Here is a 19,946-nt window from a genome sequence, read left to right on the forward strand (position 1 = left end):
GCCCCCCCACCCGGGCGGGGGGGGGGGGCGGCCCCGGGGGGGGGGGGGGGGGTGGTTCCCCCCCCCCCCCCCCCCCCCCCCCACCACGTTCCTACGACGGAAGCCCGCGCCACCCCGCCGGGTCCACCCCACCCGGCACCGGCGCCCCCGCCTCGTACGGCTCCCGCGTGAAGAAGAACGACCCCAGGTCGAGATGGCTCACCGCCCCGTCAGGCCGCCGCACCGCCCGCAGAGTCTCCCCCGCGAAGTAGCCGTCGAGCCCGGTCCAGGTGCCGTCGCCGTTCGGCCGGAACCGCGAACCGCGCCCCCCGCCCGCAAGGAGCGACAACTCGACCGCCCCATCAGCCGTCGGCCGCAGCACGAAGACGCTCGTCCCCCAGTACCAAGGCCCCGCAAGGGCCAGCAGATCCTCGTCAAGCTCGGGCAGGGGCCGCCATGCCTCCGGGATACGCGGCTCGGCCTCGGCCACGATCGTCAGGAGTTCGACAGCCAACGTCGTCACGGCAGGACCGGAGGTGCAGTTGGTCAGCGTGACCGCCACCAGGCCGTCCTCCTCGCTCGCCCACAACCCGGCCATGAAGCCCGGCAGCGAGCCACCGTGCCCGACCAGGGTGCGCCCGTCCACCCGGATCAACTGCGTGCCCAACCCGTACGTCGCATTCCAGTCCCCCGGCGGCGTGGGTGACGCCGGCGCCCTCATCTCCCGTACCGAATCGGCGGACAGGACCCGGTCGTCGCCCTCCAGGAGGAAGGCAGCGAAGCGCGCCAGGTCCGCCGTCGTGGACCACAGCTGTCCGGCCGGAGCCATGAGACCCAGGTCCTCGCTGGGTTCCGGCATCATCACGTCCGCCCACGGATGCACCGCCCAGCCACCCGCATGTGGCGCCTGCGGCTGCGCACTCGTACGGTTCAAGCCCAGCGGCTCCAAGATCTCGCGGCGGAGCACCGCTTCCCACGAGTCGCCCCGCAAGGCCTCGATCAACGAACCGAGCAGCGTATAGCCGGGGTTGGAGTAGTGGAAACGTCGACCGGTGGGGTGCTTGAAGGGCTGCTCGCCCAGTACGTCACCGAGCTCGGGGCGCTGCGAAGCAGGCGTACGCTCCCACCACTCCCCGGGCGTCTCCGCCGCCAACCCGCTGGTGTGCGCGAGTAGTTCCACGATGGACACATCGCCCGCGGCCGTGCCCGGAAGGTGCTTCCCCAGGGGATCGGAAAGGTCGAGGACACCCTCGTCGCGAAGCCGCATCACCAGGACGGCGGTGAAGGTCTTGGTGATCGAGCCGATGCGGTACTGGACGTTCTCATCCGGTGCGTGCCCCTCGACGCAGGTCCGCCCCTCGGTCCACACCACCTCGCCGTCCCGGAGGATCGAGGCGACGAGGGAAGGGGCCCGCCCCTCAGCCTGAGCGGTGGCGACGCGGTGCAGCAGGGCTCGACGAGTGGCGGGCAGTAGCTCTTCACGGGGTGGTGTCATGGTCACAGTCCACCGGCGGAGAGCCTCCACGTCGAGCGAATTCCGCTGGGCGCGCCATCCGGAACGCGTACCCGTGGCTCTATCCGTGGCTTTAAAACGCGTACCCCTGGCCTCAGCACGTACCCGTGGCTTTGAAGAACGTGTAGTGGAAGGTCCCGTCGTCGTCCGCGGCCCTGCGCAGATCGGCGATCCCACGGTCCCAGTCGGCCTCGGTGATGAGGGCCGCGGCCAGCGCGTCGTCCCTGACGGATTCGATCATGGCGATGAACGTGCCGCGGGTGAATCCGTCGACCAGCTCGGGCCGGGTCCGATCCGCGTAGACAGTGCGCGGAACCACCCGGACGTCGTCGTATCCGGCTTCTGCAAGGAGTGGCTGCAACTGCCGTCCTACCAGGGCGTTTCCGCCGCCGTCGGCTTGCAGCTGGACCTGGCAGTCGATCGCCGCGCGGGCATAGGTGCTTTCGGGGTGGAAGAACGCCGACCCGTGGTCCCCCTCGATCACGGTGATGGTCCCGCCAGGACGAAGCAGCCGCCGCAGTCCGGCGAGCGCCTGCCGGGCCGACGACAGATGCTCCAGGACGAAGCACACGAAGATGTGGTCGAACTCGGCATCCGGGAAAGGAAGATCGAAGAGGTCGGCACGGCACCACCGCACGTCCGCGTCGGGCGCGTGGGCCATGACGCGGGCGCGGGCCTTCGCCAGTGAGTCCGCCGACCGGTCGACGGCCACGAAGTGCGCGCCGGGGCTGGAGTCGACCAGGTGGACGGTCTGAGCACCGACCCCGCAGCCGACCTCCAGGACGCGGCTCCCCGCCGGATACGCCGTACCGCCGTGCAGCAGCGTGGCAAGCGTGTCCGCCTGGTCCCCCAGCCTGTGGGCCTCGCGGTGCGAGTATCCGTGGACGTACTCAACTGCCGCTCGGGTGGCGGGGTTTGTCAGCGGGGTCGCGGTTTCCGTGGCTGTACCTGCGTCTGTCTGCATGACTTCAACTCTGCTGCGACTATGGCCCGGTGAACAGGTCCAAAGAGCGCGATACCGACCGGTCCATACCGCCTGAGTCCAGGCCTATGACGTACATGAGGCCGAGCCCATGACGTACGAGACGCGGTCCCTGGCGGAGTCGGCACCGGCCGGAACAGACAGAACGGAAGCCGCACCAGCCGGAGCCGACTTCCTTCAGCTGAACATCGGCGACGCCCCGGCCGGCGGACGCTCGGACTGGCTGGCCCAGCACCTTCGCCTCGCGATAGCCGACGGCCGCCTGCCGGTGGGCAGCAGACTCCCGGCCACCCGGGTTCTCGCCGGCGAACTCCGCGTGTCCCGCGGCGTGATCACCGAGGCCTACCAGCGCCTCAGCGAGGACGGGCACGTCGCCGGGCACGGACGGAACGGCACCGTCGTGGTCGCCGCACCGGTGACAGCCCTGCCCGACACACCCGCGGACCCGCCTCCACCACCCCCGAGCACGCTGTTCACCGCCCCGCCCGACACGGACGTCTTCGACTCCCTGCGCGCCGCCCCGGCCCGGATCGACCTCTCGCCCGGCGTGCCCGATCTCGCAGCGTTCCCCCGCGCCGCATGGCTGCGAGCCGAACGCACCGTACTCAAAGAGCTTTCAGCCTCCGCCCTCGGATACGGAGACCCGCGCGGAGCCCCGGCACTGCGCGTCGCCGTCGCCGACTGGCTGGCCCGCACCCGAGGCATCCGCGCCGACCCGGGCGACATCGTCATCGTCGCGGGCACCGCCCAGACCATCACCCTGCTGGGCCAGATACTGCGTGGCGACGGAATCCGCACGATGGCCGTGGAGGACCCCGGATCGCTCGGCGCCCGCCACCATCTGCACAACGCAGGCCTCGATACACCGCCCGTCCCCGTGGACGCCGACGGGATCCGCGTCGACGAGCTGCGCGCCACGGGCGCCCCCGCGGTCCTGCTGACTCCGGCGCACCAGTTCCCGACCGGGGTGGTGCTCGGCGGCGAACGGCGGCGCGAGCTGATGCGCTGGGCCACCGAGCGCGACGGGCTGATCGTCGAGGACGACTACGACGCCGAGCACCGCTACGACCGCGCTCCGGTGCCCGCCCTGCGCTCCCTGCTCGCCGAGCACGTCTGCTACGCCGGGAGCGTGTCCAAGCTGCTCGCCCCCGCGCTGCGCATCGGCTGGGTCCTCGCGCCCCCGAAGTACCGGGACGCGCTGGTCGCCGCCAAGCGCTACGCCGACCTCGGCAACGCCACACTGCCACAGCTCGTCCTGGCCCAGCTGATGGAATCGGGCGCCCTGGAACGCCAGTTGCGCCTCCTGCGCGGACGCCACCGCCGCCACCGGGACGCGATGATCACCGCGATCAAAGCCCATCTCCCGCACGCGGTCGTCCACGGCGCCGCGGCAGGCCTGCACCTGACGATCACCTTCGATGCCGGATTCCACGACACCGATCTCGCAGCGGCGGCCCTGGCCCGCGGCGTGAAGGTCCAGCCGCTGTCCTGGCACAGACGGCGCGCGCACCGCCCCGGCCTCGTCCTCGGCTACGCCGCCCCCACCGCCACCGACATAGCCGAGGGCATCGCCACCCTCGGCGACGTCTTGCGGCGGCTGCCCTGACGCTACGGCCAGTCCGGGCCCCGCCGCGCGTCACCTTGAGATGCGGGCCCCGATGCCGTCGAGCAGGAAGTCGAGGCCGATCCGGAAGGTGTGGTCGGCGTCCAGGTGGGCGGCATCGCGCACCACCGTGGCCAGCGCGGGGAATCGGCCGGTGGCGAAGGTCCGCTCCAGGTAGGGCCCGAGTGAGGCCTGCCACCGCTTCTCGTCCATCCCGGTGGCTCGCTCGGCACGCCGCTCGGCGATCTCCCTACGCACCGCGCCGATCACGTACGCGTTGACTGCGGAAACCACCGGCATGACGGCGTCCACGTCCACGTCGTCGCCAAGTCCGGCCATCACGGCCTCCCCACTGGCCAGCGCGTGCGGCCCGAGCTGGGGTCGGCCACCCAGCAGATCGGCGAGCCATTCGTGCTCGTGAGCGGTGTGCCGAGTGGCTTCGGCAAGAGAGTGGAGCACCTCCCGCCAGCCGTCTCCGACCGGCCGGATCTCGGCGTGAGCGGCGTCGACCATCAGGTCGAGCAACTCCTCCTTGCTGGCGATGTAGCCGTACAGCCGCATCGGACGGACGTCCAACGCGGTGGCGACCTTGCGCAGCGACACCGCATCCAGGCCGTCCGCGTCGGCCAGCTTGATCGCCGCTCGCACGATCCGTTCCCGGCTCAACGGGGCCGGCACGGGTCGATTCGACGGCTCCGGCCTCTCCCACACCAACATGCCGTCAACAATACATCGCATCGAACGATACAGTGTATCGACCAGTACGCCGTATCGAAGGGGAAGCAGCCATGAAAGCAACCATTGCCATCGCCGGAGCCGGCCTGGGCGGCCTGGCTCTCGCCCGTGTGCTGCACGTGAACGGCATGGATTCCGTCGTGTACGAACGTGAATCGTCACGCTGTGCGCGCGGCCAGGGCGGCATGCTCGACATCCACTCCGGCCAGCGGGCGCTGCGCGAGGCCGGTCTGATCGACCAGTTCCACGCGATTGCCCGTGGTGAAGGCCAGGACATGCGTCTGCTCGAGCCGGACGGCACCCTGCTGCTCCAGGAGGACACGCCCGACGACGCCCCGCTCGAGCGACCCGAGGTCGACCGCGCCGATCTGCGCGACCTGCTCCTCGATTCCCTCCCCGAAGACGCGGTGCGCTGGGGGCGCGCGTTCACGTCCGCCGACAACGGCCTGCTGCACTTCGCCGACGGCAGCAGTGCGACGTACGACCTGCTGGTCGGCGCGGACGGCGCGCAGTCCCGGGTCCGCGTGCTGCTCACCGACGCCCGCCCGGCGCATATCGGCCAGAACATCGTCGAGATCGGCATTCCCGACATCGACCGCACGCACCCCGACCTCGCGGCGATGGTCGGACGCGGCAACTACTGGGTGCTCGGCAACGGAATATCCCTGGGGGCGCAGCGCAACGGCGACGGGCGCGTTCGCATCGGCCTCAGCTTCTACAACACCGCCGAGGACTGGTTCGCCACCAGCGGGATCCCGTTCGACGACCCGGCCGCCGCCCGAGCGCAGCTGATCGAGCTGCTCCCCGGCTGGGACTCACGGTTCACCGCGCTGATCGCGGCCTGCGACGACACGGTCGTGCCGCGGTCGATCACCACTCTCCCGACCGGCCTGACCTGGCCGTCGACACCAGATGTCACGCTGCTCGGCGATGCCGCGCACCTGATGCCGCCGGTGGGAGAGGGCGCCAACATGGCACTGCTCGACGGCGCCCTGCTCGGTCTCGCGCTGGCCGCGCACCCGGACGACTTTCCCGCCGCCGTCAGAGAGTACGAACGCGAGATGTTCGAACGCACCGGCGCTGCCGCCCGGATGTCCGCGGACATACAGGAATTGCTGATGTCACCGGACGCCGCCCAGAAGATGTTCGCATTCTTCCAACCGGGCTGAACGGCGGGTCAGCGCAGTCCGGCGAAGAGATCGTCCTCGGTTGCGGCCGCGCCGGTGGCGTCCTTGACCCGTACGAAGGTCTCCACGCCCATCAACTCGCCGAACCTCTCCTTGCCCATCTTGAGGAAGAAGATGTTCTCGCCCTGGCTGGCGTGCGCGGCCAGCGCATCGAACTTCTGACCGCTGAATGCGGTGGTGTCCACCCACGTGGTGATCTCATCGTCGGGGAGGCCGATCTCGGCCATCGCGGCGGCCTCGGCAGGGTCCGGCTCCGGCATGTCCTCATTGAACTCGCGCATGATCTCGCCGAACCGCTGCATCCCCGAACGGGGCATCGTCGTCCAGTACACCTTCGGCGTCAGCTCGGTCATCTCCAGCGCCGCCATCGTGATGCGGTGGGCCTGGATGTGGTCGGGATGGCCGTAGAAGCCGTTCTCGTCGTAGGTGACGACCACATCGGGACGGTAGTGGCGCATGAGTTCCGCAAGTCGGGCGGCGCCTTCCTCCACGGGGGTCTGCCAGAAGGATCCGGGGGCGTCGTTGCTCGGCCAGCCCGTCATCCCGGAATCGGCATAGTCCAGCATCTCCAGATCGCTGACCTTCAGGACGTCACAGCTCGCCTCAAGTTCCTGACGGCGCATCAGGGCGACGGCCGCCGGATCATGGCCGGGATCGCCCGGCTTGACACCCCCCGGCCCGTCACCGCAACCGCCGTCGGTACACGTCACGAGAACCGTGCGGATGCCTTCTGCCGCGTACCGCGCGAGGACCCCTCCGGTGCCGGTGGCCTCGTCGTCGGGGTGGGCGTGCACTGCCATGAGCGTCAAGGGCCGGTCAGTCATGAAACAGTCCTCCTGCGATAAATACGTCTCGGTCCGAGTGCGCGGCGGGCGTACCGCGTCCCGGGGCCCGGCCCTGGCGGGCGGACGACCTTGTGGTCCCCGTGTCCCCAGCCCGTACGGCGCCGGTGCCTCGGTCGATGCAACAGCGCCGACCGGACCGGCTGTTCCCGGCGCGGCCGCTTGGAAGTTCCGCCACGAGATGTGAGTGCCTACGACGTCAACGTCCTGCTGCGTCCGCACAACGTCCTGCTGCGTCCGCACAACGTCCCTGCTACGTCTGCGACAACGTCCCTGCTACGTCTGCGCCATGTCCACGAAGCGCGAGTAGTGGCCCTGGAAAGCCACCGTGATCGTGGCCGTCGGGCCGTTACGGTGCTTGCCCACGATGATGTCCGCCTCGCCCGCGCGCGGTGATTCCTTCTCGTACGCGTCCTCGCGGTGCAGCAGGATGACCATGTCGGCGTCCTGCTCGATCGATCCGGATTCACGCAGGTCGGAAACCTGAGGCTTCTTGTCCGTCCGCTGCTCGGGGCCACGGTTCAGCTGCGAGAGCGCGATGACCGGCACCTCGAGCTCCTTGGCCAGCAGCTTCAAGTTTCGCGACATGTCCGAGACTTCCTGCTGACGGCTCTCGGCACGCTTCGAACCACCGGACTGCATCAGCTGCAGATAGTCGATGATCACCATCTTGATGTCCGCGCGCTGCTTGAGGCGGCGGCATTTCGCGCGGATCTCCATCATCGACAGGTTCGGGGAGTCGTCGATGTAGAGCGGAGCCGCCGAGACCTCGGGCATCCGGCGCGCGAGCCGTGTCCAGTCCTCGTCCGTCATCGTGCCGGAACGCATGTGGTGCAGCGCCACGCGGGCCTCCGCGGAGAGCAGACGCATCGCGATCTCGTTGCGCCCCATTTCCAGGGAGAAGATGACGCTGGGCAGGTTGTGCTTGATGGAGGCGGCACGCGCGAAGTCCAGCGCCAGCGTCGACTTACCCATGGCGGGGCGGGCGGCGATGACGATCATCTGGCCCGGGTGCAGGCCGTTCGTCAGCGAGTCGAAGTCGGTGAAGCCCGTCGGCACACCGGTCATCTCGCCGCTGCGCGAACCGATCGCCTCGATCTCGTCGAGCGCACCTTCCATGATGTCGCCGAGCGGCAGATAGTCCTCGCTGGTGCGCTGCTCGGTGACCGCGTAGATCTCGGCCTGGGCGCTGTTGACGATCTCATCGACGTCGCCGTCGGCCGCGTATCCCATCTGGGTGATGCGCGTACCCGCCTCGACGAGGCGGCGCAGGACCGCGCGCTCGTGGACGATCTCCGCGTAGTACTCGGCGTTCGCCGCTGTCGGCACCGTCTGCACCAGCGTGTGCAGATACGAGGCGCCGCCGACCTTGGTGATCTCGCCGCGCTTGGTGAGCTCGGCGGCGGCGGTGATCGGGTCGGCCGGCTCACCCTTGGCGTACAGGTCGAGGATCGCCGTGAAGATCGTCTCGTGCGCCGGCCGGTAGAAGTCGTGGCCCTTGAGCACCTCGACGACATCGGCGATAGCGTCCTTGGAGAGCAGCATGCCGCCGAGCACGGACTGCTCCGCGTCGAGGTCCTGCGGCGGTACCCGCTCGAAGGCCGAACCGCCGCCGTCCCAGCCGCCGCCTTCACGGCCACGGTCGTGCTGTTCGCCCCGGCCGCTGCCACCGTCGCGGCGCTGCCGGGAAGCGGGCAGACGGTCACTGGGACCGCTGTCGGCCCAGGGGTCGTCCAACGGCTCGGAAATACTCACCGGGCCACCTCCTCCCGTCCGCCGCGCGGACCTAGCCGTGCCCCTCTTTCATACGGCACGACACTGACAAATGAGCGGCCCAACTCCGGTTCTGACGCGTCGGTTTTACAGGGTTTCCGAGGCCGGAGCACGAGGGGGACGTCGCACCACGGTAGGCCCGTGGCCACCGTCAGCCAATCTGGTTATCCACAGGCCATGTGGATGACGGGCGTCATGCTGTGGAGAACCCCGCCAAACCTGTGCACGGCTCGGTGGACAGCCCTGTGAACAAGCACTCAGCCTTCTCAGCAAATACACTCTGACCTGCTACTTTCCCGTCCACCGGCTGTGCAGAAGAAAAACTTTCCCAGTCGGCCGAAGATCGTGCGAAACAGCGCGCCGAAGAGTGTCCCAACAGAGACCAGGTAAGGGTCCATCAGGCATTGCATCTCTTACCTGTGGAAGATTAGATTGATGTCCATGACACCGGCTCCCACGGCGACCAAGGCCGCCCGGCGACAGCACGACCGAGAGATCGTCGCCCTCGCCGTCCCCGCCTTCGGCGCGCTCGTCGCCGAGCCTCTCTTCGTGATGGCCGACAGCGCCATCGTGGGCCACCTCGGCACCGCACAACTGGCCGGTCTCGGAGTCGCCTCGGCTCTCCTCACCACCGCCGTGAGCGTCTTCGTCTTCCTCGCCTACGCGACCACGGCCGCCGTCGCCCGCCGGGTGGGGGCCGGAGATCTCCAGTCCGCCATCCGCCAGGGCATGGACGGCATCTGGCTCGCCCTCCTGCTCGGCGCCGCCGTCATCGCCGTCGTCCTGCCCACCGCACCCGCGCTCGTGGAGCTCTTCGGCGCCTCGGACACCGCGGCTCCGTACGCGATCACCTACCTCCGCATCTCCTCGCTCGGCATCCCCGCGATGCTCGTCGTGCTCGCCTCCACCGGCGTCCTGCGCGGACTGCAGGACACGAAGACCCCGCTGTACGTCGCGCTCGGCGGCTTCATCGCCAACGGCGTCCTCAACGTGACCCTGGTGTACGGCGCCGGCCTGGGCATCGCCGGTTCCGCCTGGGGCACCGTCATCGCCCAGTGGACGATGGCCGTCGTGTACCTCTTCGTCGTCGTCCGCGGAGCCAGACGCCATGGCGCCTCACTGCGCCCCGACGCCGCCGGGATCAGGGCCTGCGCCCAGGCCGGCGCCCCGCTGCTCGTCCGTACGCTCTCGCTCCGCGCCATCCTGATGATCGCGACCGCGGTGGCCGCCCGCCTCGGCGATGCCGATGTGGCCGCCCACCAGATCATCCTGTCGCTGTGGAGCCTGCTGGCCTTCGCGCTCGACGCCATCGCCATCGCCGGTCAGGCGATCATCGGACGCTATCTGGGTGCCAACGATCCCCAGGGAGCGCGCGACGCCTGCCGCCGCATGGTGCAGTGGGGCATCGCCGCAGGGGTCGTACTGGGAGTCCTGGTCGTCCTTGCCCGGCCGCTGTTCATCCCGCTCTTCTCCAGCGACTCCGTCGTCCAGGACGCCGCCCTGCCCGCGCTGGTGATGGTTGCGGTCTCCCAGCCGATCTGCGGCATCGTCTACATCCTCGACGGCGTCCTGATGGGCGCCGGGGACGGCCCCTATCTGGCCTGGGCGATGCTGGCCACGCTGGCGGTCTTCGCTCCGGTGGCACTTTTGGTGCCGGTCCTCGGCGGCGGGCTGACTGCCGTCTGGGGAGCGATGACGCTGATGATGACGGTCCGGATGGTGACCCTCTGGCTGCGTGCGCGCTCCGGACGCTGGATCGTCACGGGCGCCACCCGCTGATCCTGGCGGCAGGCCGCCGCCGCTCTGTTTCAGCAGGCCGCCGCCGCTCTGTTTCACGTGAAACAGAGCGACCTCTGCGACCGACACCGCTTCCGTAAAACACGTTGGGCCGCACCCTGAGGGTGCGGCCCAACGGTTGCTTCAGCTCTGCCAAGCGCAGTGCTTAGGCGGAGACGACCTCGATGCTGACCTGAGCGGCAACCTCGGGGTGCAGACGCACGGACGTCGCGTAGGCGCCCAGCGTCTTGATCGGCGCGCCCAGCTCGACACGGCGCTTGTCGATCTTCGGACCACCAGCGGCCTCGATCGCCGAAGCGACGTCAGCCGGGGTGACGGAACCGAAGAGACGACCGGCGTCGCCGGAGCGGACAGCCAGACGGACCTTGACGCCCTCGAGCTTGGCCTTGACCTCGTTGGCCTGCTCGATGGTCGCGATCTCGTGGATCTTGCGAGCACGACGGATCTGCTCGACGTCCTTCTCGCCACCCTTGGTCCAGCGGATCGCAAAGTTCCGCGGGATCAGGTAGTTGCGGGCGTAGCCGTCCTTGACGTCTACGACCTCGCCGGCGGCACCGAGGCCGGAGACCTCGTGGGTGAGGATGATCTTCATTTGTCGGTCACCCTTCCCTTATCGCGCGGTGGACGTGTAGGGCAGCAGCGCCATCTCACGGCTGTTCTTCACGGCCGTGGCGACGTCACGCTGGTGCTGCGTGCAGTTGCCGGTCACGCGGCGGGCACGGATCTTGCCGCGGTCGGAAATGAACTTCCGCAGCATGTTCGTGTCCTTGTAGTCCACGTACGTGACCTTGTCCTTGCAGAATGCGCAGACCTTCTTCTTAGGCTTGCGCACAGGCGGCTTCGCCATGTGTTCTCTCCTGTTTGATCAAGAAGTGTGGGAACGGCCCACCCTTGGCCCTGAGGCCTAGAAGGGGGGCTCGTCCGAGTAGCCGCCGCCAGAGCCGGAGCCGCCGGAGCCACCGGAGCTTCCGCCCCAGCCACCGCCGCCGCCCTGCTGCTGCTGACCGCCGCCGGCCGGCGCACCGGTCGCCCAGGGGTCGTCGGCGGGAGCACCGCCGCCGCCCTGCTGCTGACCGCCACCGGAGCCGCCGCCCCAGTTGCCGCCGCCCTGCTGCTGACCGCCACCGCCGCCGTATCCGCCCTGGCCGCCTCGACCGGTGGTCTTGGTGACCTTGGCCGTGGCGTTCTTCAAGCTGGCGCCGACTTCCTCGACGTCCAGCTCGTAGACCGTGCGCTTGACGCCCTCACGGTCCTCATAGGACCGCTGCTTCAACCGGCCCTGCACGACGACGCGCATGCCTCGCTGAAGCGACTCCGCGACGTTCTCCGCCGCCTGACGCCAGACCGAGCAGGTGAGGAACAGGCCTTCGCCGTCCTTCCACTCATTGGTCTGCTTGTCGAAGATGCGGGGAGTGGACGCGACACGGAACTTCGCGACCGCCGCACCGGACGGGGTGAAGCGCAGCTCGGGGTCGTCGACAAGATTGCCGACAACCGTGATGACGGTCTCGCCTGCCATGGGGGAACCTCTCGGCGGGTTTGCTGCTGGCTGCTTTTGCTGCTGCTACTCGGAACCCGAGTACCGCTGAGCTAGGAAGCTCAGTGGGTCTCGGGACGGAGGACCTTGGTCCGGAGGACCGACTCGTTCAGGTTCATCTGGCGGTCGAGCTCCTTGACGACCGCAGGCTCGGCCTGCAGGTCGATGACCGAGTAGATGCCCTCGGGCTTCTTCTTGATCTCGTACGAGAGACGACGACGGCCCCAGGTGTCGACCTTCTCAACCTTTCCATCGCCCTCACGGACGACGGAGAGGAAGTTCTCGATCAACGGGGAGACAGCGCGCTCCTCGAGATCGGGGTCGAGGATGACCATCACTTCGTAGTGACGCATGTGGAACCCACCTCCTTTGGACTCAGCGGCCACGGTCGTTCCGTGGCAGGAGGGTCGTGATGCGTACGCAACGGTATCGGCAGCCACTGACAATCGGGCTTCCCGATCATGAAGACCGATCGGGAGTCCCTGCCATGGCCCGGGCAGACACCGGTGCAGACGGTACACACTACCCGCACCTGGGCTTCCGGTTGAAATCCGGCGGCGGACGGGCAGAATCTGTACACATCGGGTGTTGATGGCGCTACGATGCGCCGCCTTCCGCAGGAGGTGCCTTATGGCACAGGTATTGCGACCGAACACCGCTGGCTCTCTCTTCGCCACGGACGGCAAGGCCCATCCACTGCAGGACACGCTGCTCGCCGTGACCCTGGTCCTCGGTGCGATCGCCTTCGTCTCCGCGATGTTCCACAACCTCCACCTGCTCAGCTCGTGGGCCGGTCTGGTGGGAATCGCCACGGGTGCGTGGGGGCAGTTCGTCTCCGAGACGACCCGTGAGCGCTTCTGCCTGATCGTCGGCCTCGGTGCCTCGGCGGTGGGATTCTTCCTGGGCATGGCACACGGCGGCCTCTTCGGCGGACTCTGGTAACCGGCTCTCGACGCCCCCGCCACCCGTAGGCGGGGGCCAAGGTTCCGTACGCCCAGACGGGGCGCTCGCGGGGCACAGTAGGCTTCGGCGCGAGAGCCGGAGCCCCTGTACCCATGGGGACACACCAGCCCGAGGAGCGCCCCGAATGAGTCTGACCCTGAGGACCATCAGTCGCGAGCAGCATCTGGCATATATCCAGAGCCTGCCGTCGGCAAGTCATTGCCAGGTCCCGGCATGGGCGGATGTGAAGAGTGAATGGCGTTCGGAGAACCTGGGCTGGTTCGACGACCGGACCGGCGAACTCGTCGGTGCGGGCCTGGTGCTCTACCGGCAACTGCCCAAGGTGAAGCGCTATCTCGCGTACCTTCCCGAGGGCCCGGTCATCAACTGGTACGCCCCGAACCTGGACGACTGGCTGCAGCCGATGCTCGCGCATCTGAAGCGGCAGGGCGCCTTCTCCGTGAAGATGGGCCCGCCGGTCGTCATCCGGCGCTGGGACGCTCCCGCGATCAAGTCCGGCATCCAGAACCCGGATGTGAAGCGACTGCGGGACGTCGAGGCCACGCACATCGAGCCGCGTGCCTTCGAGGTCTCCGACCGGCTGCGGAAGATGGGCTGGCAGCAGGGCGAGGACGGGGGCGCCGGTTTCGGTGACGTACAGCCCCGCTACGTCTTCCAAGTGCCGCTGGCCAACCGCTCCTTGGACGAGGTCCTCAAGGGCTTCAACCAGCTGTGGCGGCGCAATATCAAGAAGGCCGAGAAGGCCGGCGTCGAGGTCGTCCAGGGCGGTTACGAGGACCTCGCCGAATGGCAGCGCCTCTACGAGATCACCGCGCTCCGCGACAAGTTCCGTCCGCGGCCGCTCGGTTACTTCCAGCAGATGTGGCGGACCCTCAACTCCGAGGACCCCAACCGCATGCGTCTGTACTTCGCGCGGCACAACGGCGTGAACCTGTCCGCGGCGACGATGCTCGTCGTCGGCGGGCACGTCTGGTACTCCTACGGCGCATCGGACAACATCGGCCGCGAGGTCAGGCCCTCGAACGCGATGCAGTGGCGGATGCTCCGGGACGCTTACGCGCTCGGCGCCACCGTCTATGACTTGCGGGGCATCTCGGACTCTCTGGACGAGACGGACCACCTCTTCGGACTGATTCAGTTCAAGGTGGGCACGGGTGGAGAGGCAGTCGAGTACATCGGCGAGTGGGACTTCCCGCTCAACAAGCTGCTCCACAAGGCGCTGGACATCTACATGTCGCGCCGCTGACCGAGACGACCCGGGACAATTCACACAGCCACACATAGTCTTCATACTTCTGATACACCGCAGCCACGAGAAAGGTTCCGGGATCCGGCCATGGCGCTCACGCTCTATGTCGACACCGCGCGCTGGCGAGCACACCACAAGCACATGCTGGAGCAGTTCCCGGGAATAGTCCCGGTCTGCAAAGGCAATGGCTATGGCTTCGGTCATGAGCGCCTCGCGGAGGAAGCGACCCGCTTCGGCTCCGACATCCTCGCCGTCGGCACCACGTACGAAGCCGCCCGGATCAAGGACTGGTTCAGCGGCGACCTGCTGGTCCTGACGCCGTTCCGGCGGGGCGAGGAGCCTGTGCCGCTGCCCGACCGCGTCATCCGCTCCGTGTCGTCGCTCGACGGCGTGCACGGTCTGGTGGGCGCCCGCGTCGTCATCGAGGTCATGTCCTCGATGAAGCGGCACGGCGTGAGCGAGCAGGAGCTCTCACAGCTGCATGCGGCCATCGAGGACGTACGGCTCGAGGGCTTCGCGATCCACCTGCCGCTGGACCGCACGGACGGCTCGGACGCCGTCGAAGAGGTCATCGGCTGGATGGACCGTTTGCGCGCCGCCCGTCTTCCGCTGCACACGATGTTCGTCAGCCACCTCAAGGCCCACGAACTCGCCCGCCTGCAGCAGCAGTTCCCGCAGACGCGTTTCCGCGCGCGCATCGGTACGCAGCTCTGGCTGGGCGACCACGACGCCACCGAGTACCGCGGTGCGGTCCTGGACGTCACGCAGGTGACCAAGGGCGACCGCTTCGGCTACCGACAGCAGAAGGTCGCATCCGACGGCTGGCTGGTCGTCGTCGCGGGCGGTACATCGCACGGCGTCGGCCTGGAGGCGCCGAAGGCGCTGCACGGCATGATGCCGCGTGCCAAGGGCGTGGCCCGTGCGGGCCTCGCGACCGTCAACCGCAACCTGGCCCCGTTCGTCTGGGGCGGTAAGCAGCGCTGGTTCGCGGAGCCGCCGCACATGCAGGTCTCCATCCTCTTCGTGCCCTCGGACGCGCCCGAGCCGAAGGTGGGCGAGGAGCTGGTGGCCCATCTGCGGCACACCACCACGCAGTTCGACCGCATCGTCGACCGTTGATCACAGCGGGAACGACTACGGACTGAAACGGCTACAGGCTGAAGGGCCGTGAGCGACAACCGTCGCTCACGGCCCTTCAGTCATTCCAGGCCACCCGGGCGGCCTGTTCGCTCAGGGTGAAACGTCGGTTGGCGCCGACCCCCACCGCACGTGGGCGCCCTCGGTGCAGTGTGCCGCGTGCCGCGGTGGATGGGCGGCCTGCCCGAGGACGAAGACATCCTCCGCGCCGTCCAGGACACCCCCCGACGGATCGTCGTCACCGGACCGCCGCACCGGGTCTCTCTCGGGCATCAGGATGTCGCGTACGACCATGGCGCACAGGTAGAGCGTCCCCAGCAGGTGGATCACGATGACGAGTTGGTAGCCCTCGGTCGGCAGGCCCTTATGGGCGTCTCCGCTTGTGGTGTACGCGAGGTACAGCCAGATCCCCAGGAAGTACGCGACCTCGCACGCCTGCCAGATGAGGAAGTCGCGCCAGCGTGGCCGGGCCAGGGCGGCCAGGGGGATCAGCCACAGTACGTACTGCGGCGAGTAGACCTTGTTGGTGAGGATGAACGCGGCGACCACCAGGAAGGCGAGCTGTGCGAAGCGCGGGCGGCGCGGCGCGGTCAGGCCCAGCGCGCCGACTCCGAGACAGGCCAGGAGCATCAGTGCCGTCGCCAGGGTGTTGACCGTGTCGGTGGATAGCGGGTCGTCCATGCGCTGGGAGAGGATCAGCCAGAAGGAGCCGAAGTCGACGCCCCGTTCCTGGCTGAAGGTGTAGAACTTCGCCCAGCCCTCGCGGATGTGGAAGCCCGTGGCGTCATGGTCGATCATCACCGGCAGGTTCACCACGAGCCAGACAGCCACGGCCGCTGTGGCCGTCTTCCAGAAGGCCCGCCAGTGCCCCGATCGCCAGCACAGGACGAGCAGCGGTCCGAGAAGCAACGCCGGGTAGAGCTTCGCGGCCGTCGCCAGGCCTAGGAGTACGCCCGCGGAGGTCGCACCGCGGCGGGACCACATCAGCATCGCCGCGGCGGTGAGAGCGACGGCGAACAGGTCCCAGTTGATGGTGGCCGTCAACGCGAAGGCGGGCGCCAGGGCGACAAGGAGGCCGTCCCAGGGGCGGCGCCGGTGGGTGCGGGCGACACAGACGGCGATGACCGCCGTGCAGGCCATCAGCATCCCGGCATTGACCATCCAGTAGAACTTCTCCTGGTGCTGGATGCTGCCGCTGCCAGGCGTCATCCAGGAGGCCACCTCCATGAACACACCGGTGAGGACCGGGTATTCGAGGTACTCCATGTCGCCGGGCAGCTTGTCGAAGTAGGGCACGAGCCCTTCGGCGAAGCCACGCCCCTGGTAGAGATGCGGGATGTCGGAGTAGCACGCGTGCGTGTACTGCGAGCTCGCACCCTGGAACCAGGCGCCGTCGTAGCACGGGATCTTCTGCACCATGCCGAGCGCGAACATCCCGATGGCCACGAGCGCGATCACGCGTACGGGAGTCCACCACGTCGCCGCGAACAGCACTCTGCGGCCGATGGGTCCGCCGATCAGCTCACTCCCGGCCGCGGCGACCTCATCCTCCCTGGTCGGCCGTACGGGCTCCGGCTGTTGTGCACTGGTGGTCTTGTGCACGCTCGTGCGCGTCGTCTCTGCACTGGGCATGCCGCACATCCTGCCGTACGCGCCTGAGAACACGACGAGGGCCGCCACACCGGTGCGGTGTGGCGGCCCTCGTCTGTGTTCTCGTCAGCCTTCGTCGGCTCACGTCGGCGCTCGGCGCCGCATGTTTCACGTGAAACCGTACGTTTCACGTGAAACACGCACTCGGAGATCTCGGTCAGCCTGAGCCGCCGAAGAGTCCTCCTCCGTTGCCGTTCCCGTTGTTCCCTCCGCCGCCGGTCGGATCTTCCGTGGCCGGTGGCGACTCCCCGCCGGTGCTGCCGTCGGTGGCCCCACCGTCCGACGCACCGCCGTTGTTGTTGCACTGCCAGTCCCAATCCGCACAGGACTCACCGGGGTCGGGACTTCCCGTTGGACTCGGGGACGGTCCGGTGTCTGTGGGACTCGGCGAGGGGGAGTTGTCAGGATCTTCGGTCTCCGTCGGGGTGGGTGTCGGGGTCGGCGGCGGAGTCTCGCCGACGACAGAACCGATCGGAGTAGGCACGTTGAACTTCTCCACGGGCTCGCCCTTGAGGGCTTGCTCCATGTAGTCCTTCCAGATCTGCGCGGGGAACGAGGCGCCGTGGATCTTCTCCTCGCCACCCGTGCCGAACATCTCCAGGAACTCGCGCTTCTTGTTCCCTTCGTTGTCGTCGAGCCGGTACATGCTGATCGCGGTCGACAGCTGCGGGGTGTACCCGACGAACCAGGCGGACTTGTTGCCGTCGGTCGTACCGGTCTTGCCCGCCACCTGGCGGCCGTTCAGCTGGGCCGAGGTGCCCGTGCCCTTCTCGACGACGGTCTTGAGCACATCGGTGACGTTGTCGGCGACCGACTCGTCGAAGGCCCGCTTGGGCTTCTTCTCGTGCTCGAAGACGGTGTTGCCCTTGTGCTCGACTTCCTTGACCGAGTACGGATCGTTCTGCTTGCCGCTGGCCGCGAAGGTGGAGTAGGCACCCGCCATGCGGATCGCGCTCGGCGACGACGTACCCAGTGAGAAGGACGGGTAATTGGCGCTGGCCAGACTGTTCGCCTTGAGACCGGAGTCGACTGCCGCGCCCTTCACCTTGTCCAGGCCGACGTCCATGCCGAGCTGTACATAGGCCGAGTTGACGGACTCCCGCATCGCCTCGCGGAGGTCAATCTGATAGGTCGGCGCGTTGTAGGACGCAGCGCCGTCGTTGGTCTGCAGCCACTCCTTGCCTTCCTTGTCCGTCCAGATACTGTCGTCGTAATTCTTGATCTTGAGCTTGTTCTTGCCGCTGTAGAGGCTCTTCGGGTTGACGATCGTGCGCTGGTCCTCGCCCTGGACCTCCGGGCCGTCCTTGGCGCGTGTGCCGTCCTTGAAGGCCGCGGCCAGCACGAAGGGCTTGAACGTCGAGCCGACCTGCGCACCGGTCTGGTCCGCGTTGTTGGTGAAGTGCTTGGTCGCGTCCTCACCGCCGTAGATGGCCTCGATCGCGCCGTCCTTCGGATTCACCGAGGCCCCACCGAACTGGACGTGGGTGTCCTTGTCCGGACGCTGTTTGGGTTTGATCTTCGCCTTGCGGACCTTCTCCACGGACTTCTCGAGCTTCTTGACCTTGTCCTTGTCAAAGGTCGTGTGGATCTCGTAGCCGCCCTGCTGGAGATCGTTGGCCGTGATCCGGCCGTCGCTGCTGTTGATCACGTACGCCTTGGCGAGGTCGACGAGATAGCCGACCTGGCCGCCCAGCTGGGCGTTGGAGCGCGGGTTCTGGAGCTTGGGGAACTTCGTGTACTTGCTCCGGACCGCAGAGGTCAGGTGGCCGTCCTTGACCTCTTCGTCGAGGATCCACTTCCACCGCTTGGTGGCCCGCTGGGTGTTGGCTTCCTGCGAAGCAGCGGGGTCGACCTCGGGGGAGCCGGCCGGGTCGTAGTACGTGGCGCCCTTGAGCACCGTCGCCAGGAGCGCGCACTGGCTGGGGTTCAGGTCGCTGGCGTCCTTGCCGAAGTAGGCGCGGGCGGCTGCCTGGATGCCATAGGCGCCACGGCCGTAGTAGGCGGTGTTGAGATAGCCCGCCATGATGTCGTTCTTCTTGACCGTCCGGCCGACCTTTATGGAGATGAAGAGCTCTTTGAACTTACGCGTGAACGTCTGGGACTGGTCACCGAGGCGCGCGTTCTTCACGTACTGCTGGGTGATGGTCGAGCCACCCTGGGTCTCGCCGCCCTTGGCCATGTTGACCAGGGCGCGGGTGATGCCCATGGGGTCGACGCCCTTGTCGTCGTCGAACGACTTGTTCTCGGCCGAGATGACGGCGGTCCGCATCGCCTTGGGGATCTTGTCGAAATCAATGATCTGGCGGTTCGTCTCACCGCCGGTCGCGACCATCGGCTTGCCGTTGGACCAGTAATAGACGTTGTTCTGGGCCGTGGCCGCTTGGTCGACCTTCGGCACCTGCACCAGGGCGTAGGCGATTCCTGTGACCACCATCAGGCTGCCGATGAACCCGACGAACAGGCCGGAGACAAGACGCCAGGACGGAACCCAGCGCCGCAGACCGTCCTTCTCGGCGCGCGGGTAGTCGATGAACCGCTTCTTACGGGGCTCATGACCGCCACGGCCTCGGCCACGGCCGGGCCCGTTCGGGCCGCCACCACCCCGCCGACCGCCGCCACCGGCGCCTCCGCGCCCGGCACCGGACCCGTCGGCAGCTCTGCGGCGGCTTCCGCCCGCGCCGACAGCGCCACTGCGCTGCGCGGCACGGCGGGCCTCGGCACGGCCGCCATAGGAACGGTCCCCGTCGTCAGGGGCCCCTGATCCGGGCGAGCCGGTTGAGGAAGTGGGCGATCCAGTGGCGCCACGCGGTGCCGCGCGGCGGCCCGACGACGTGCCTGGGGCGCCGCGTCTGGCCGCGGTGCGTCCGCCGCCCTGCGGCTGCGGCGGTTTGCGACGGTGCTCGCTCATCGAACGATTACTCCTCGGGCAGGCGCAGGTATCCGCGCCTGGAAACGGCGGCTGGTTTCCGGTCCCCCCGAAGTACGGATGCGTCTGTCCC

Annotated in this window: 17 protein-coding genes; 6 read left to right on the forward strand and 11 right to left on the reverse strand. The window is 68.1% G+C overall.

Going from position 1 to position 19,946, the window contains the following annotated elements; all coding sequences use genetic code 11:
• Nucleotides 1-91: 91 nt before the first annotated feature.
• Nucleotides 92-1,474 carry a serine hydrolase domain-containing protein gene (locus tag ACGFSB_RS09005; RefSeq protein ID WP_393396288.1) on the reverse strand — a complete coding sequence of 461 codons (1,383 nt, stop codon included), beginning with the start codon at nucleotides 1,472-1,474 and terminating at the stop codon, nucleotides 92-94.
• A gap of 112 nt (nucleotides 1,475-1,586) precedes the next feature.
• Nucleotides 1,587-2,456: a methyltransferase domain-containing protein gene (locus ACGFSB_RS09010; RefSeq protein WP_393396290.1), complete on the reverse strand. Its 870-nt coding sequence runs from the start codon at nucleotides 2,454-2,456 to the stop codon at nucleotides 1,587-1,589.
• Nucleotides 2,457-2,565: 109 nt separating this feature from the next.
• On the opposite strand from ACGFSB_RS09010, the gene ACGFSB_RS09015 reads away from it, so the two are divergent.
• Complete coding sequence (locus tag ACGFSB_RS09015) at nucleotides 2,566-4,080, forward strand: PLP-dependent aminotransferase family protein (RefSeq protein ID WP_393396292.1); 1,515 nt, start codon at nucleotides 2,566-2,568, stop codon at nucleotides 4,078-4,080.
• 30 nt (nucleotides 4,081-4,110) lie between these two features.
• On the opposite strand, the gene ACGFSB_RS09020 is transcribed toward ACGFSB_RS09015, so the two are convergent.
• On the reverse strand, nucleotides 4,111-4,794 hold the full coding sequence (locus ACGFSB_RS09020; RefSeq protein ID WP_393396294.1) for a TetR/AcrR family transcriptional regulator: 684 nt from the start codon (nucleotides 4,792-4,794) through the stop codon (nucleotides 4,111-4,113).
• Nucleotides 4,795-4,865: 71 nt separating this feature from the next.
• On the opposite strand from ACGFSB_RS09020, the gene ACGFSB_RS09025 reads away from it, so the two are divergent.
• A complete protein-coding gene (locus tag ACGFSB_RS09025; RefSeq protein ID WP_393396296.1) occupies nucleotides 4,866-5,981 on the forward strand; it encodes an FAD-dependent oxidoreductase in 1,116 nt (371 codons plus the stop codon).
• Nucleotides 5,982-5,989: 8 nt separating this feature from the next.
• Here ACGFSB_RS09025 and ACGFSB_RS09030 read toward each other — a convergent pair whose 3' ends face one another.
• Nucleotides 5,990-6,823 (reverse strand): PIG-L family deacetylase, encoded by an 834-nt coding sequence (locus ACGFSB_RS09030; RefSeq protein ID WP_393396298.1) that lies wholly within the window; start codon nucleotides 6,821-6,823, stop codon nucleotides 5,990-5,992.
• 294 nt (nucleotides 6,824-7,117) lie between these two features.
• Nucleotides 7,118-8,596, reverse strand: a complete 1,479-nt coding sequence (dnaB, locus tag ACGFSB_RS09035; protein WP_393396300.1) for a replicative DNA helicase — start codon at nucleotides 8,594-8,596, stop codon at nucleotides 7,118-7,120.
• Between the two features lie 453 nt (nucleotides 8,597-9,049).
• Here dnaB and ACGFSB_RS09040 point away from each other — a divergent pair, with 453 nt between their 5' ends.
• The gene (locus ACGFSB_RS09040; protein ID WP_393396302.1) at nucleotides 9,050-10,393 is read left to right on the forward strand and encodes an MATE family efflux transporter; all 1,344 of its coding nucleotides are present in this window, start codon (nucleotides 9,050-9,052) and stop codon (nucleotides 10,391-10,393) included.
• A gap of 163 nt (nucleotides 10,394-10,556) precedes the next feature.
• On the opposite strand, the gene rplI is transcribed toward ACGFSB_RS09040, so the two are convergent.
• The 4 genes from rplI to rpsF form a co-directional block, all read right to left on the reverse strand.
• On the reverse strand, nucleotides 10,557-11,003 hold the full coding sequence (gene rplI, locus ACGFSB_RS09045) for a 50S ribosomal protein L9 (protein ID WP_393396303.1): 447 nt from the start codon (nucleotides 11,001-11,003) through the stop codon (nucleotides 10,557-10,559).
• 18 nt (nucleotides 11,004-11,021) lie between these two features.
• On the reverse strand, nucleotides 11,022-11,258 hold the full coding sequence (rpsR, locus tag ACGFSB_RS09050) for a 30S ribosomal protein S18 (RefSeq protein WP_003949403.1): 237 nt from the start codon (nucleotides 11,256-11,258) through the stop codon (nucleotides 11,022-11,024).
• 57 nt (nucleotides 11,259-11,315) lie between these two features.
• Nucleotides 11,316-11,930, reverse strand: coding sequence for a single-stranded DNA-binding protein (locus ACGFSB_RS09055; protein WP_393396305.1), 615 nt, complete (start codon nucleotides 11,928-11,930; stop codon nucleotides 11,316-11,318).
• Nucleotides 11,931-12,010: 80 nt separating this feature from the next.
• Nucleotides 12,011-12,301, reverse strand: a complete 291-nt coding sequence (gene rpsF / locus ACGFSB_RS09060) for a 30S ribosomal protein S6 (RefSeq protein ID WP_104787430.1) — start codon at nucleotides 12,299-12,301, stop codon at nucleotides 12,011-12,013.
• 277 nt (nucleotides 12,302-12,578) lie between these two features.
• On the opposite strand from rpsF, the gene ACGFSB_RS09065 reads away from it, so the two are divergent.
• From ACGFSB_RS09065 to ACGFSB_RS09075, 3 genes are all read left to right on the forward strand, one after another.
• A complete protein-coding gene (locus ACGFSB_RS09065; RefSeq protein ID WP_393396307.1) occupies nucleotides 12,579-12,890 on the forward strand; it encodes a hypothetical protein in 312 nt (103 codons plus the stop codon).
• Between the two features lie 145 nt (nucleotides 12,891-13,035).
• Nucleotides 13,036-14,157 carry a lipid II:glycine glycyltransferase FemX gene (locus ACGFSB_RS09070; protein ID WP_393396309.1) on the forward strand — a complete coding sequence of 374 codons (1,122 nt, stop codon included), beginning with the start codon at nucleotides 13,036-13,038 and terminating at the stop codon, nucleotides 14,155-14,157.
• A gap of 90 nt (nucleotides 14,158-14,247) precedes the next feature.
• A complete protein-coding gene (locus ACGFSB_RS09075; protein ID WP_393396311.1) occupies nucleotides 14,248-15,279 on the forward strand; it encodes an alanine racemase in 1,032 nt (343 codons plus the stop codon).
• A gap of 111 nt (nucleotides 15,280-15,390) precedes the next feature.
• Here ACGFSB_RS09075 and ACGFSB_RS09080 read toward each other — a convergent pair whose 3' ends face one another.
• Together ACGFSB_RS09080 and ACGFSB_RS09085 are read right to left on the reverse strand one after the other, a co-directional pair.
• Nucleotides 15,391-16,938 (reverse strand): glycosyltransferase family 87 protein, encoded by a 1,548-nt coding sequence (locus ACGFSB_RS09080; protein WP_393397022.1) that lies wholly within the window; start codon nucleotides 16,936-16,938, stop codon nucleotides 15,391-15,393.
• Between the two features lie 166 nt (nucleotides 16,939-17,104).
• A complete protein-coding gene (locus tag ACGFSB_RS09085; protein WP_393396313.1) occupies nucleotides 17,105-19,855 on the reverse strand; it encodes a transglycosylase domain-containing protein in 2,751 nt (916 codons plus the stop codon).
• Nucleotides 19,856-19,946 lie beyond the last annotated feature (91 nt).

Source organism: Streptomyces sp. NPDC048441 (genome assembly GCF_043200235.1).
In the GTDB taxonomy this organism is placed as follows: Bacteria; Actinomycetota; Actinomycetes; order Streptomycetales; family Streptomycetaceae; genus Streptomyces.